The organism is Vibrio sp. 1249-1 (genome assembly GCF_033340495.1).
This window is the reverse complement of record NZ_JAWOWJ010000022.1, coordinates 35,146-50,286: the sequence shown is the minus strand read 5'-3', so window position 1 is coordinate 50,286 and position 15,141 is coordinate 35,146. Positions and strand designations below refer to the sequence as shown.

At 45.9% G+C, this 15,141-nt stretch carries 14 protein-coding genes; all 14 read right to left on the bottom strand.

Annotated features, from left to right (window positions below):
• Positions 1-507 precede the first annotated feature (507 nt).
• The 14 genes from R7Z50_RS22665 to R7Z50_RS22600 all read right to left on the bottom strand — a co-directional run bounded on the left by R7Z50_RS22665 (position 508) and on the right by R7Z50_RS22600 (position 15,128).
• Complete coding sequence (locus R7Z50_RS22665; RefSeq protein WP_005382038.1) at positions 508-1,662, bottom strand: flagellin; 1,155 nt, start codon at positions 1,660-1,662, stop codon at positions 508-510.
• Positions 1,663-2,089: 427 nt separating this feature from the next.
• On the bottom strand, positions 2,090-3,283 hold the full coding sequence (flgL, locus tag R7Z50_RS22660) for a flagellar hook-associated protein FlgL (protein WP_047102907.1): 1,194 nt from the start codon (positions 3,281-3,283) through the stop codon (positions 2,090-2,092).
• A gap of 13 nt (positions 3,284-3,296) precedes the next feature.
• Positions 3,297-5,237 carry a flagellar hook-associated protein FlgK gene (gene flgK, locus R7Z50_RS22655; RefSeq protein WP_115385803.1) on the bottom strand — a complete coding sequence of 647 codons (1,941 nt, stop codon included), beginning with the start codon at positions 5,235-5,237 and terminating at the stop codon, positions 3,297-3,299.
• Between the two features lie 160 nt (positions 5,238-5,397).
• Entirely contained in the window at positions 5,398-6,324 is a 927-nt protein-coding gene (flgJ, locus tag R7Z50_RS22650) for a flagellar assembly peptidoglycan hydrolase FlgJ (protein WP_213903856.1), read from the bottom strand.
• A gap of 16 nt (positions 6,325-6,340) precedes the next feature.
• Positions 6,341-7,432: a flagellar basal body P-ring protein FlgI gene (locus tag R7Z50_RS22645; RefSeq protein ID WP_005393118.1), complete on the bottom strand. Its 1,092-nt coding sequence runs from the start codon at positions 7,430-7,432 to the stop codon at positions 6,341-6,343.
• 43 nt (positions 7,433-7,475) lie between these two features.
• Positions 7,476-8,255 carry a flagellar basal body L-ring protein FlgH gene (flgH, locus tag R7Z50_RS22640; RefSeq protein WP_005382033.1) on the bottom strand — a complete coding sequence of 260 codons (780 nt, stop codon included), beginning with the start codon at positions 8,253-8,255 and terminating at the stop codon, positions 7,476-7,478.
• 30 nt (positions 8,256-8,285) lie between these two features.
• Complete coding sequence (gene flgG / locus R7Z50_RS22635; RefSeq protein ID WP_213903853.1) at positions 8,286-9,074, bottom strand: flagellar basal-body rod protein FlgG; 789 nt, start codon at positions 9,072-9,074, stop codon at positions 8,286-8,288.
• Between the two features lie 18 nt (positions 9,075-9,092).
• Positions 9,093-9,842, bottom strand: a complete 750-nt coding sequence (gene flgF, locus R7Z50_RS22630) for a flagellar basal-body rod protein FlgF (RefSeq protein WP_005382031.1) — start codon at positions 9,840-9,842, stop codon at positions 9,093-9,095.
• A 330-nt stretch (positions 9,843-10,172) separates the two neighbouring features.
• Positions 10,173-11,486 (bottom strand): flagellar hook protein FlgE, encoded by a 1,314-nt coding sequence (gene flgE / locus R7Z50_RS22625; protein WP_005382030.1) that lies wholly within the window; start codon positions 11,484-11,486, stop codon positions 10,173-10,175.
• A gap of 30 nt (positions 11,487-11,516) precedes the next feature.
• Entirely contained in the window at positions 11,517-12,227 is a 711-nt protein-coding gene (flgD, locus tag R7Z50_RS22620) for a flagellar hook assembly protein FlgD (RefSeq protein ID WP_005382029.1), read from the bottom strand.
• 17 nt (positions 12,228-12,244) lie between these two features.
• Complete coding sequence (gene flgC, locus R7Z50_RS22615; RefSeq protein WP_005393132.1) at positions 12,245-12,658, bottom strand: flagellar basal body rod protein FlgC; 414 nt, start codon at positions 12,656-12,658, stop codon at positions 12,245-12,247.
• 5 nt (positions 12,659-12,663) lie between these two features.
• Positions 12,664-13,059, bottom strand: a complete 396-nt coding sequence (gene flgB / locus R7Z50_RS22610) for a flagellar basal body rod protein FlgB (RefSeq protein ID WP_005382026.1) — start codon at positions 13,057-13,059, stop codon at positions 12,664-12,666.
• Between the two features lie 303 nt (positions 13,060-13,362).
• On the bottom strand, positions 13,363-14,190 hold the full coding sequence (locus R7Z50_RS22605) for a CheR family methyltransferase (protein ID WP_005382024.1): 828 nt from the start codon (positions 14,188-14,190) through the stop codon (positions 13,363-13,365).
• Between the two features lie 11 nt (positions 14,191-14,201).
• Positions 14,202-15,128, bottom strand: a complete 927-nt coding sequence (locus R7Z50_RS22600) for a chemotaxis protein CheV (RefSeq protein ID WP_005382022.1) — start codon at positions 15,126-15,128, stop codon at positions 14,202-14,204.
• Positions 15,129-15,141: the final 13 nt, after the last annotated feature.

Sequence of the window (15,141 nt, the reverse complement as noted above, 5' to 3'; positions counted from 1 at the left end):
TGGTGATTTCTCCAATTGATTTTCCGGTGTAGCGGTTTCCGACGTCTCGGAAAACCAAGTAGTTCTCTCAAAGTTACCTCTATTAACGACACCAAATTCAGAAGCTTTAGAAAAAAGTTTAAAAAAATAACATTGCGAGATTTAGCTAATAAAATTGAAGAAAAGTAAGAAAAAGTGCTCAAGTTTCCACAAATCGAGCCGAGAGGGCTAAATTGTATAGAAAACCAGCAAAAGGAAACAATTAAAGGTAAGTTCGCAGACGATAGACGTGAAAATTAGAAAAGAAAAAGCCCCTTTTCCTTTGAGAGAACTGGGGCTAGGTTGGTCGCCAGAGCCTATGTGGAGATCAAGAGAAATGAACACATTTCCGGCATACCGAGTGCAACTTTACATTGAAAATGATTGGCAGGTGAGAGATGAGAGAGCCGCTCATTCTATTGTAAAGTTGCTTGCCAAAAGCCTGCATTCCCATCCACGTCTGAATGTATTGAGTACAGGCTAAGTAAACTACTGCAATAGTGACATTGCAGAGTTTGGCAACTGTTTCGCTTGAGCAAGAATCGATGTACCTGCTTGTTGCAAAATTTGTGCTTTGGTCATTTGCGTGGTTTCTTTCGCAAAATCTGTATCTTTAATTCGGCTGTTCGATGCGTCAACGTTTTCTTGGATGTTTGCCAAGTTGTTGATGCTGTGACTCAGACGGTTTTGCTTCGCACCTAAGTCTGCACGTTGCGAGTCTACGTATTTCAGTGCCGAATCCAGCACAGAAATCGCGTTTTGAGAACCTTGTACCGTGGTCATATCAATATCTTGTACTGACGTTCTGATAGGTTCATCACTCAGGCCAAGCTCAGATGCTAATCCACCAGAAATAGAAATCTCACCCTGAACGTTTGGATGCGCGACAAAAACTTGCAACTTGCCATCTTCACTTACAGACGCATTAATCATATCAGACTGACCATTAATGTATGTGGCAAGCTCTTCGATGTCGTCGCCCGCTTTGGCATTAATGTTGATTTCTAGATCATCAACATTGCCGTCTTCGTCTTCACCCATACCTGGTAGCGTGATCTTCAAGTCAGATTTAGCTGGGTCAACGCTCCAGTTTTTATCTTTACCGTTCTCAGATAAGAAGGTCACACCGCCCATGCGAGTATCGTCCGCACGAATGCTGGTGAGTCCCATGATCATGGCTTCACCTGAGCTCGCACCAATCTGGAATGCCGCTTCACCGAATGAGCCGTTCAATAGACGACGACCACCAAATGAAGTGGTTTCTGCAATACGGTTTAGCTCGTCAATCAATGCCATTGACTCTTCGTTGATCGCCTGACGCTCAGCCGGAGAGTTAGTACCGTTCGATGATTGAATCGCAAGGTCACGCATTCGTTGCATGACAGAGGTTGCCTCATTCATCGCACCTTCAGCGGTTTGTGCAATCGAGATACCATCGTTCGCGTTACGCATTGCGACATCTAGGCCACGAGACTGTGCAGTTAAGCGGTTAGAGATCTGTAGACCTGCCGCATCATCTTTTGCACTGTTAATCTTATGTCCTGAAGATAAGCGCTCCATCGACGTGTTTAATTCATCAGTCGCTTTGTTTAGGTAACGCTGCGCGGTCATCGCGGAGACGTTAGTACTAACTGTTACAGCCATTTTGCTCTCCTGTTGAGTTCGCAAGCTTTTGCGAAGCGGCCAGCTTTACTCTCATTTGGATAAGCACTGACCGTAAAAGTTACTTGCTAAATCTGCCTTAAACGCAGGGTTTAGAATCTCTAAATCTGTTCTGATATTTTCAATACAATTTGTGTGCCAACTTGCGTAAATTATTTAACTACTTTTAAAAGAATCAGATAAACAATAAGTTAGCTTTATCATTAAGCTATTTCAGGTTTGTCAGACTCATCTTAGCCCAAGGGTATTGAACGCTGCCCTGTTGCCGCCCGACTTGCCTCCCGCCTCATTGCCGCTTTGGGTAAAATCGTGCCGCATGACATCTCAGACTCTCAGGTTACGCCGACTTATCGCGCTTAAGGCTTTGCACATAAGGCATCAAAATCAGACAATGTGTATGAGTGCCATACTAGATGTAGTTAAACAACGTTAGATCTTTGGTCTTACCGAATGCTTGTTGCGATGCCTGTAACGCTCGCGAGTTTTCACTGAACTCGATCACGGCTTTAGAGTAATCCAAGTCCTCAAAGTTGCTCTTCGCTTTTGCGAGAGACAAATTAAAGTCTTCATGATTTTGCTCTTGGATATCCAGCGTACTCAATCGAGCACCGGCATCTGTACGCGCTTTATTCAAATGGATAAAAGCAGCGTGGAATTCTTCTGTCATTTGGTGCAATTTGGCGGTCGCCGACGTATCCGAAACCGATTTGTCTGACCATGCCATTGCATCCTTGAAGGTATCGAAAATGCTGAACTCTGCCCGCTTTTCGATCTCAATGCTGTCACCAGGCGTAATTTGGCCTTTTACGTGCACTTTCAGGCCTTTGTATTCAATCCCTTTCTCTGGAGAAAACTCATCGGCATCCACTACTTTGCCGTTACGCTCTAATTGGTAACCAAATTTGCCGTTATTCATATCGACAAATGTCACGCGATACGCCGCATCATCCTTCGTATCAACGTTAGTGGCTCTGTTTAATAGCAACTCAGAACCGTTTTGTAGATCGTAATTCGGCTGATAATCGCCAAATGGGTTTGGTATCTCCATAAACAGCTTGCTGCCAGGATCGTTCATTGGCATCTCAAGCATGCTAGAAACTTTCATTTTGCGCTGATAATCGTCCCCAGCGTATTGCACGCTACCATCTTTATCGCGATAAAATGGTTGGCTTTTTGGCTTAGTGCCAGCAAACACGTAGTTACCAGATTCATCTTGCGAGTTCACCAAGTTAAGGAAGTTGTTCGCAATCTCTTCTAACTCACGCTTCTTTGCTTGTCGGTCTTCAGCAGAAAAGGCACCGTTAATCATCTCCATAGTTAAGCGCTTCGACTCGTCGGCAAAATTCTCCGCATTGGCGATATTAACTTCGTGGTTTTCTAGACGATTACGCACCAACACTATCGAGCTAAGATATTGTTGTAGCTGTTCTTGTTGCTGACTAATGTTTTGGATGTAATGCGCAGCGAGGGGGTCGTCACTAGGTTTCAGTAACTTTTTCCCTGAAGCAAGTTGCTCTTGGTTGTGGTGAACCTTATTCTCTTGACGACGCAGATCATTTTGTACGGACTGATAGTTATGGAAACTAGAAATTCGGGTTAGCACTTATCTCTTCTCCTTACCTCAGTTGTAAAATGGTATTGAAGGTATCATTCGCCGCTTGCATCACACGTGATGAAGCCATGTACGCTTGTTGAAACTTCATCATGTTGGCCGCTTCTTCATCGAGGTTAACACCAGAAATAGAAGCAACGCGCTCTTGCGCCGCTTCATGCTCTAAACGAGCGACGGAGGCTAAACGGTTTGCTGTAGAAGACTTCAGTCCAACTTCAGTATTGAGGTTATGATAAACATCGATCAAGGTGCTGGATTTTCCATCCATCATCTTGTCTGTTTGGATCTTCTGCATTTTTCTCAAGTTGCCGTTACCACCTTCAGAAGGCACCAAGTTTGCGGTGAATTTATCATTCATCAGTGCGCCTTCGCTCAACTCAAACACGGTTGCATCGCCGTTTTTATACAGCGGATGGCTTTTCGGCACTGATATTTCAATCTTCGGGTTATCTTTATCTAACGGGTATGAGTATTTGTCCGATAGTAAGTTACCCTTGTTATCCGTGATCTTTAACCACGGCTTATCATGCTTCTCGTCGGCTGGTTGTACGGTAACCTCAAACTCTTTAACATCCCCCGCCTCACGAATTTTAAACTTGGCGTTACCTTGGGCAAAAGTGGTTGAGGCTTCATAACTTTGTGCGGCAATAGCTTTTGCGTCATTGGTTTCCATCTTTATGATGGCTGCACCACTTCTCGTTGGGCGTAGCAATACGCGCTCACCGGCGGCAAGGCCTTCACCAATTTGCACTTTCATACCATCCAGAACAAACGACGAATCCGAACGGTCGATGTTCAACGACATTTGCTCACCTTTCGGTGTTGTCACGCTGTATTGGTCGCCATCATAACGCAGCGAATATTCACCACCTTTGATCGCGGAAATGTCCTCGATGTAAACCGCAACATCAGCTTGAGAGTCAGGCGCGGCAAAAACTCGAGATTTTGCCACCAGCTCAGAGTTCACGTCAGTAAATACGTCTTTACCTATCTTACCGTTGAGATCCAGACCTTGAGATTGCAGCTGATTAATTTTGTAGGAGAAGCCCGTCGCTAAACGGCCCATTTCATCTTGCAGTTGTGGGATGTGTTTGTCGCGCATTTCAAGTAAAGCGCCGATTTTGCCATCCATATCATCAGACTTGATCGCTTTAATGCCATTCCCTTCCACCATTGCTAATCGTCTTTGATGAACATCCGGATAGCCATCGATCATTTTGAGCTGGCTTGCTTCCGTGCCAGAAACAAGAGTGTGTCCATTGCCGATATGAACATTAAACCCTTCCGCATTTTTGCGTGGGGTTACGGTAACTTTGGTGTACTCTGACAGCTCAGTAACCAGCTTTTCATGCTGATCCATCAGGTCATTATGTGGGCCGGGAGTACGCATCATCAGTCGATGAATATCGCGAATTTCCAACGCAAGTTGATTAACGCGCTCAATGCCCATATCCAATTTTTTATTGGTGACATCAGATTGCAGTCGCACGGTTTCGTGGAAATCATTTAATGTATCAGAGAAGATTTTCGCCTTTTCCAATACCACTTTTCGTGCCCCTAAATCGTTCGGGGTATCTGCCATGGTTTTTACCGCATCGAACCACTCATTCAGGTTCTCGGGAATTTTCTTCGATGCCACGGAGCTCAACATGCTAGAGAGCATATCAAGATTGTCTTGGGTATCCGTTTTGTTGGCATTGTTGGTCGACGACAGGTTCAGTTCATTCACGGCAAACTGATCCCACGAGCGGCGAACATTTTCCACATGCACACCCATGCCGTAGGTAGAACCACCAAACATGCGCGGATCATTCGTGCCTTGGATAACAGACTGACGGCTATAACCCTCTGTATTAACATTAGAAATGTTATGACCAGTGGTGTTTAATTGTCTCTGAGCAGTAAGCACACTTTGAGTACCTACATTCAGAAGATCTGACGCCATACATGCCCCCGAAAACGAAATATAAATCGGCAAAACCGATCACCTAGACACATTAAAAGCAAAAGATGTGCCAAGTGATAGAAAGGCGTAGATGTTCAGATAAAGTGAAGGCTTGCACTATGGCAAGCCTTCGAGAACGTCATAAATTGTCGCAGAGACATTACATACTTTCGATTTTATCCTTCACCTGCAGGACTTTATCTGCGTAATTCGGATCGGTCGCGTAACCCGCACTGTGGATACCGCGAATAAACAACTCTGAATTCCCGCGTTTCTGCAATGCTGTCTCGTAACGTGGGTTGTCATTCAAAAATCGTACAAAGTCATTAAAGCTGTCTTCGTAACTTGAGTAGGAGCGAAACGCTGCCGTCTCTTTCACTGGCGTGTTATCGTGGAACTCTAAAGTTTGAGTCGTCACTTTATCACCCTGCCAGCTTCGATCTGCTTTGATATTAAATAAGTTGTTGCTGCTGCCACGCGCGTTCTTCACGACCTTTTGTCCCCACCCCGTTTCCAAAGCGGCTTGCGCAAGTAGCAAAGATGGCTCGACACCTAAGGCTTTCGCAGCTTTCTCCGCGTATGGCTTCATCGAGTTAACAAAGGATTCTGGTGAATCGAATCGAGTGGGTTCATTACTTGGTCGAGATAATTGACCAGATTCAATCAAGCGCTGTTCAATCTCGCGCGCTTTTTTCGGGTCAACACGACGATATTCCGCAGCATTGTTTGCCGCATCACGCATAGCCGTTTCTTTTTTGTCGTTCTCTTGCCCAGCCGTTAATTGCTTAACAATCATATCGGCCAGTCCCATTGAACCAGACGAACTCAATTCACTCGCCATCTGTTCATCCAACATTTGTCGGTAGAACTTCTCGTTTTGGCTGTTCATCATGTTGGACTCAAAGCCCTCATTGGCTTCACGCATGGATTTCAACATCATGGAGGTGAAGATCGATTCGAACTGACGAGCAGCCGCATGCAATGCTTCTTGCTCGCCATCTTTTCCCTCTTTCACTGCTTTTTGACGCAGAGTATCCAGAGAACTGATGTCATGGATAAAACCAATGTCGTTAGGATTGTTCATTATACCTACCTCCTAACCATTAAATGATGATCAACTGGCCTTCAATGGCACCAGCTTGCTTCAATGCTTGTAAAATTGCCATCAAGTCCGAAGGCGCAGCCCCGACTTGGTTCACGGCACGGACCAAATCATCCAACGTTAAGCCTGGTTCGAACTTAAACATTTTTCCTTGCTCTTCGCTGACTTCGATATCCGAGTCTGGTACGACTACGGTTTGCCCACCAGAAAAGCCGTTAGGTTGGCTAACATTCAGGTTTTCTTTGATCGCAACCGTCATGCCGCCATGCGTTACTGCTGCTGGTTTAAGACGTACATGCTTACCAACTACAATAGTGCCCGTTCGTGAGTTAACGATGATTTTGGCTGCACCATCTGCCGGGTCGAATTCTAGGTTTTCGATTGCCGATAAGAACGCAACACGCTGACTGACGTCACGAGGAGCACGCACGCGCACTGATGTCGCGTCAACAGCGCTCGCCATTTGTGGGCCAAGGAAGTTGTTTACAGCATCCGCCATACGTTGAGCCGTTGTGAAGTCTGACTCAAGCAAGTTGAACGTGATGTAATCACCACGACCAAATGGGTTTGGAATTTCTCGCTCTACTGTCGCACCACTAGAGATAAGACCAACGGTTGGATTGTTACCTACGATTTTAGAACCGTCAGCGCCTTCAGCACTGAAGCCGCTCACTACTAAGTTACCTTGAGCAACCGCGTAAACTTGACCGTCGAGACCTTTGAGGAACGTTTGTAGTAGCGTACCACCACGCAAACTTTTAGCACTTCCGATGGAAGAGACAGTCACGTCCACTTGCTGACCCGGTTTAGAGAAAGGCGGCAATTCTGCCGTAACCATGACTGCGGCAACGTTTTTAATTTTTGGCTTTGTGCCCGGCGGCATCTGAATGCCGAAGTTTTGCAGCATGGCGGCGAAACTTTGCTCTGTAAACGGGTTCGCTTCACCCGTACCAGGTAAGCCTGAAACCAAACCATAACCCACGAGTTGGTTGCTTCGTACACCTGCCACTTGCGCGACGTCTTTGATACGTGCGGCTTGGGCTACGGTAGAAAACAGAGCAACGCTCATCAGTACTAAAAGGAGTTTTTTCATGCTTACTTATCTCTTGCAGTCAAATTGCCGTCAGCACGGCGTGTTATAGCGCTACATTAAAGAATCGTGCCAAGAAGCCTGGCTCTTGCATATCTTGTTGCAAACCAGTGCCAGAGTACTGAATTCTTGCGTTAGAAACGCGATTTGATGCAATGGTGTTGTCGAAATTAATATCATCCGGACGAATAGTGCCACTTAAACGTATGTACTCATCACCCGTATTTAGCGTCATCCACTTCTCACCGCGGATCACGAGGTTGCCGTTTGCCAGTACTTCGATCACCTCAACAGTGATGTAACCACTGATGCTGTTGCTCTGCTTTGCAGAAGAGTCACCTGCAAATGAGTTGGAGTTGTTTAAGTCATAAGAGAAATTATATTTTCCGCCAATTTGCAGCTCTTCTCCGCCCACTTGAAGCGGGTCCATTTGCGCTTCATTGGTTTTCGATAAATCGGCATTTGCGCTTTTCGTCGCACTGGTTGTCTCATCCAGTGTTACGGTAATAATGTCGCCAATACCACGTGGTTTAGAATCGTCGTAGAGATCGGTAATGTGCTCGGCGCTAAACAACGAACCTGTTGCAGCAGCGTAATGCTCAGGCTTGTTTTTCGGATGAATTGGAGCCCAAGCAGGGTCGCCAGCAACCGGATCACTTCTACCACGTAAAGTATCTACAATACCGCTGCTCTCTTCTTTCGATTTATCGCCTTCTACTGCGTCGACCACAGTGGTTGCTTGTGTCACTTCATCCGTTTCAATCGGTTCCAACATGGCACAGCCCGACATCGTAGCAATCAAAGCGAGTAGGCAAATACGTTTCATCGTGAGCTCCTCAAATCTTGCTCTTAATCGTTACAATTGCTGGTTAACGAAGCTCATCATTTTATCGACTGACGAGATCACTTTTGAGTTCATTTCGTAAACGCGCTGGGCTTCGATCATGTTGACCAACTCTTCCGTTACATTCACGTTGGACGCTTCCAGCATGGATTGACGAATTTCCCCCAAACCGTCCAAACCAGGAACACCCTCTTGTGGATCGCCACTGGCACCCGTTGGTAAGTAAAGGTTCTGACCAATTGGCTCTAGGCCACCCGGGTTAACAAAATCTGTAATGGTTAGCTGACCAACGACTTGGTTGTCTTGCTGACCTCGGACGCGAACCGACACTTCACCATCCGTACCAACAGTAATAGAAATCGCATCTTCTGGAATCACAATTTCAGGCTCTACAGGGTAGCCAGAACCCGACGTGACTAACGTGCCTTCACCATTGAGCGTGAACTGACCGTTACGGGTATAACCGATGTTGCCGTCCGGCAATGTCACTTGGAAAAAACCGTCGCCTTCCACCATCATGTCCAGTGCGTTAGTCGTTGTCTGTGCATTGCCGTGCGTGTGCACTTTTTGCGTCGCAACCACTTTAGAACCCGAACCTAACATCAAGCCACTTGGCAGTTCCGTGTTCTGAGATGACTGGCCGCCAGGCTGGTTGATGTTCTGATAGAACAAATCTTCGAATACTGCACGGCTCTTTTTGTAGCCGACAGTAGAGGCATTCGCCAAGTTGTTCGAAATTGTGGCAATGTTGGTTTGTTGGGCGTCTAAACCTGTTTTACTTACCCATAGTGCTGGATGCATAGTGAACCTCTAACTCTGTTAACTCATACGAAGCAGTGAATCTGAAGATTTATCCATTTCTTCAGCTGTGCTCATCATCTTGACTTGCATTTCAAACTGACGTTGTAAGTCAATCAATGCGGTCATTTCACCTACGGCATTCACGTTACTGCCCTCTATCGCTCCCGTCTGGAGGCTAACAGTCGCGTCTGCTTCGTAAGGTTGGTTTGGAGTTTTATGGCGAAATAAGCCATTGGTGTCTTTAAACAAGCTTTGGTCATTAGGCTTAACAAGCTTAATGCGATCAACCGCTTGGAATTCTTCTGCCGGGGCACCTTGAGGAAGCACAGAGATGGTGCCATCCCGACCGATTTCAATTTTGGAGAGAGGAATAGGCAAAGTAATCGGCGCATCGTTTTCACCCAGCACCAAATGACCACTTGCGTTGGTAAGCATGCCATTTTGATCGACTTTTAGGTTGCCGTTACGAGTCAACCCTTCTTTCCCTGTGTGATCGAGTACCGATATCCAGCCGCTGCCTTCAATCGTCACATCCAGATCACGCCCTGTTGTAATCACGCTACCTTGAGCAAAGTTATGCCCTGGACGCTCTGTCATGCTGAATACACGTGAAGGATGGCCTTCACCATAAGCCTGCATTGAGCGAGCCTGTGCTAAATCAGCCCGAAATCCGGTCGTGCTTACGTTAGCCAAGTTATTAGCGCGCAATTGTAGTGCCTGCATATTTTGCTTGGCGCCACTCATTGCGAGAAACAGTGCGCGATCCATAAATTACTCCAAAAAATCTCTCTGTACACGGAGTAAAAGCAATAGTTATGCCAAAATAAAAATAGACTTACTAATCAATATCTTGAATTAATAACAAACTATTAAAAGAGGTCAATAGAGGCAGAAAACTGTAACGAGAGGCAAGGTTTTGATCCATACGGCGGCAACAGCGGCAAATCGTAGATCAAAGCATGCTTAGCCTGAGTGAGGTGTATTCAGGCTAAGCATCAGATGAATGTCATGATGAAAATGAACAAAGCGGTAATTACTAAGAAGCAATCACACGCCATTGCTTACTCAAGCAGAGTATCGAATGACCCAGCTAGTGCTCTAGCGGATCTGTAAGATATTCTGTTGTAGTTGGTTGTGTACTTCTAGCGAACGTGAGTTTGCTTGGAAGTTACGCTGAGCAGAGATCAGGTCCACCAACTCCTGCGTCATATCAATGTTTGACTGTTCCAGCATACCGTTATTGATGGTGCCGAAAGAGCCTTTATTTGATTCACCCCAGATCTTGTCACCCGAGAACTGCGTTGAATCCCATTGAGTGCCGCCTTTCTTATCCAGACCTTGCTCGTTTGGAACACGTACGAGAGCAACACGACCCAATGTAACGTTTTCACCGTTTGAGTAAGTTCCCAATACGCTGCCGTTTTCATCGAAGTCAACTTTGGTTAGGAAGCCCGTTGTTGCACCGTCTTCGTCAAACTTAGTCAGTTCGAACGGAGCCGCAAACTGTGTTGCTGAGCCTAAGCCGAAGTTAAGCGTCTGCGCAGGATCGGCACCATTCATATCGACTGGTGTCGTGTTCGTCGCCGGATCGCCTAATGCCACAGACGTAATTGGCTGACCATTGTTCAAGCTCGCCAACGTACCATCGTTGTTGAACTTCATGGTATGACCCACATGGCCTGTTGGCGTTTGTGCATCACCTGCCGCAACATTTAAAGGCTTTTCACCTTCTTTATCTGTCACGGTGTAGTAAGTGTTCCACGTGTTTGGCTGAGTCTGATCTTTCAAGTAGTACGTCGTTAGCTTGTAAGACTGACCCATCGAGTCATAAATAGTCGAAGAAGTTGAACGGTTGTATGTATCTGGGTCTGAAAAATCAAACTGAGTCGGATCTTTCAAATCGCCGTTAGCTGGCAAGTTCACGCCCACTTCAATGTTTGCTGTTTGCTTTGGCTTACCAAATTCAGCAGGAATATTGATAGGTTGTGGCTCGTATGAAGAAACCTCACCAGAGCTTGGGTCCACTTGGTAACCTAATAAGAACTCGTCGTTCGCGGTCACCATGTAGTTTTCTTTATTTAAGTGAAATGCACCATTACGTGTCAGTTCATTCTGTTGTGGAGTTAGACGCTCTTTCGCTACAGCGAAAAAACCTGTCCCCGAAACACGCAAATCCATTGGGTTGTTGGTGTAAATGCTAGAGCCTTCATGGAACTGCTGTGCCACTTGGCTTGCTTGCGCACCACCACCCGGTGTGGTTTTTGCGTTAGTAAATAAAGAGTTAGAGTAGACATCAGCAAACTCAGCACGGGACTCTTTAAAGCCGTAAGTGTTGGCGTTCGCAATGTTGTTACTGGTGGTGTTCAAATCCAGTTGGGCGGCGGACAAACCGCTTAAAGATACATATGACATTCCAAAATCTCCTAATCTAGCGAGCTATGACTACGCTTTGCCGACTTCCAATACTTCTGCAAGTCGAACTGGCGACTCAAAACCAGCCAGATTGAGTAATACGTTTCCGTCACCTTTGCCAAGCAATACGCTGTTTACGTTGGCATACGTCGATACTGGGAACTCTTGCGACTCCCCTTCAACTAAGCCAGACGCTTTCACTTTGTATTTGCCAGCTGGCAGTGGATTTCCGCTTTCATCTTTACCGTCCCAAAGCACACGCGTGTCGCCGGCTGGTTTCGCCCCTACCTCAAAGGTACGAACCAGTTGGCCAGCTTCATCCTCTACACGAACAAACAGATTATCGATAGATTGTGAAAGCTTAACCATTGCCGCCATTGGTGCGTCGTCCTGCTTCACACCTGCTGCTCCTGGGACCAATACGTCACGCCCTACCAAAGAGGAAGCTTGTAACGCTTGATTTGATGTCATTGACGAATTCAAACTCTCAAACTGAGTGTTCATCTTGCCAATGCCATCAACGGTCGCAAATGAAGCCATTTGCGCAATCATCTGGTCATTACTCACCGGCTTAAAAGGGTCTTGCTGAGACAGTTGCTTCGTGAGCAATGATAAGAAGTCTTCCTGTTTTAGATCCTGCTTACCCGTGCTCTCTTCCGCTTTCTTGTTACTCTCTTGTAGACTTTTAAGCTGGTCGATATAGGACAAGCCGCTTTGACCAACGTTGTTAATTCCGGCCATACGCTACCCCCTTATCCTTATTGACCCATCTGCAGCGTACGCAGCAGCATTTGTTTACTAGAATCAGCGACCTGTACATTAGTTTGGTATGCACGAGAAGCTGAAATCATGTTTGCCATTTCTTCCATTACATTGACGTTAGGCTTGTAAATGTAGCCTTCTTCGTTTGCAAGGGGATGATCTGGGTTGTACTCCGCACTCAGCGGTTTATCACTTTCTACAATACCCATCACTTTCACTGGCACCGTATCACCGCCACGCATGGCGTTACTTAACTCTGCACCAAACACTGCATGACGCGCTTTGTAAGTGTCTTTCGCAGAGCTGCTGACACTGTCGGCGTTCGCCAAGTTGCTTGAGGTAGTATTCAGACGAACGGATTCAGCGCTCATTGCGGAACCTGTCACATTGAAAACGTTAAATAAGCTCATCTAAATTATTCCCCTTTGATTGCTTTGGTTAAGTTCTTGAATTTGCTGCCTAGAAAGTCGAGTGATGCTTGGTGTCTGATTTGGTTTTGCATAAACAAGTTACGCTCTAAATCCAAGTCTACCGTGTTGCCATCTCCCGTATCTGGTTGCGTAGGAAGACGATATAACTTGTCCCCAACCAACGTTGTAGTGGCAGGAATATGCCGACCATCTGTGCGACTAAGACCAATGCTTGCCCCAGATGTTGCCGCTTGCAATTCCTTCGCAAAGTCTAAACCTCTTGCTTTGTAACCAGGCGTGTTTGCTTGTGCGATATTGGTGGAAATCACCTCTGCATTGCGTTCACGTACGCCCACCGTGTGCTGGTGGATGCCTAGTGCATTGTCAAAAGATATAGCCATGTTTGCCTCTACAATTAAGAACTGACCGTGATTGATAACCAAAAAGCAATTAGCATGCCAAAACCTAAAGCATTACACCAACCTAGTGGTTACCGTGAATTGAAATAGCAATAAGTGAGCCAAAGTAACTGGAATGTCATGTCGTATCACTTTGTCACTTAATAAAGATACACCGTGTTGAGGGCACAAGGCAAAAACGCGCTTCAACTAATTGAGTGATACATGAGGCGCTCGGCGCAGAAAGGTAACAAACAAAAAAAGCCTGACACGAAGTCAGGCTTTTCTATCAATGAAGAGATACCGCTATTTAAGCTTGTAAATGATGCCCGGATTACAGCGCACCATTTCAAATTTATCAGTCAGACCAGTTAGCGACTCTGATGCCCCTAACAGCAAGTAGCCACCAGGGTTTAAACTGCTCGCCATTTGGTTAAGCACTTTAGATTTCATTTCTGGAGAAAAGTAAATCAATACGTTACGACAGAAAATGATGTCGAACTTACCCATCAGTGCGTAACTGTCCATCAAGTTTTGTGGACGAAAGTTCACCAAACGCTTGACGTTATCTTTGACTTTCATGCGACCACCGTCCGCATTTTCAAAGAAGGTGCGACGACGTTCTGGTGAAAGCCCGCGACCCAAAGCCAAGTTGTCGTACACCCCTGCACGACACATCTCGAGCATACTTGCCGAAATATCTGTGGCTGTAATGGACACGTTTGGTAACAAGCCCGGCTTGCGCTGTTGCGTTTCCAGGATCGTCATTGCAATAGAATACGGTTCTTGGCCCGATGAACTGGCAGCAGACCAGATCTTAATTGGGCGCTTACTTGCCGCTACTTCTGGCAATAATTTGTCAGCTAAAACCGTGAACGGATAAGTATCTCGAAACCACAAGGTTTCGTTAGTCGTCATCGCATCCACAGCGGCGACTCGTAATTCTCGATTACGCCCTGTAACAACATCACGTAGCAAATCTGATAACGATGCGAGCTTAAACTTCGTCACTAAAGGACTCAGTCGGCTACGCACGAGGTATTGCTTGCTATCACCTAACACGATGCCACATTGCGATTCTAGAAAACGGCTAAAGTCACGATACTCTTGATCACTGATTGTAATAGCAGTCATTAATGTCTCTTTTATTGTGTTAATGCAGATTTAACCGCGTTACCCAACTCATCTGGGTTAAATTTCGCAATGAAGGTGTTGGCACCTACACGCTCAACCATAGCTTGGTTGAATACACCACTTAATGAAGAATGGAGGATAACATAAAGGTCTTTCAAATCTGCATGTCTGCGAATTTCAGCCGTTAAGGTATAGCCGTCCATTTCTGGCATTTCAATATCGGAAATAACCAACGAAATTTGATCGTAGATATTGCCTTCTTGAGCCATTTCAATCAACTTATTGTACGCTTCTTTGCCGTCTTTGACAGATACGACCTCAAAACCGATGGATGTAATCGCACGCTCTACCTGTTTACGCGCGACCGTCGAGTCATCAGCAATCAGTATACGGCGTACAATAGGCTTTTCTTGTTCTGCTTGTGCGATTTCTTCGCCAATAGCGGAATCCATCGTTTCATCAACTGGCGCAATTTCTGCCAGGATTTTTTCAACGTCAAGGATTTCAACCAGCTCATTGTCAATGTTTGTCACGGCAGTCAAGTAGTGCGCTTTACCTGCACCGTCTGGCGGTGGCAAAATCGCTTCCCAATGCATATTGATAATACGCTCAACCGATGATACCAAAAATGCTTGGATCGTACGGTTAAATTCTGCAATAACAACAAAACATTTATCTAAATCAGTGGTTGGGCGGCCACCAATTGCCAGGCTCAAATCAATAACGGACACGGTATGGCCGCGGATATGAGCGATACCTTTAACCAGAGGGTGTAGATTTGGCATTGAAGTCAGCTTAGGGCACTGTAGTACTTCTTTCACTTTGAATACGTTAATGCCGTAGCGCTGTCGGCCCATCAGTCGAAAGGTCAATAATTCCAATCGGTTCTGACCGACGAGTTGCGTACGCTGATTCACCGAGTCAAGAATCCCCGTCATATGCTCATCTCCA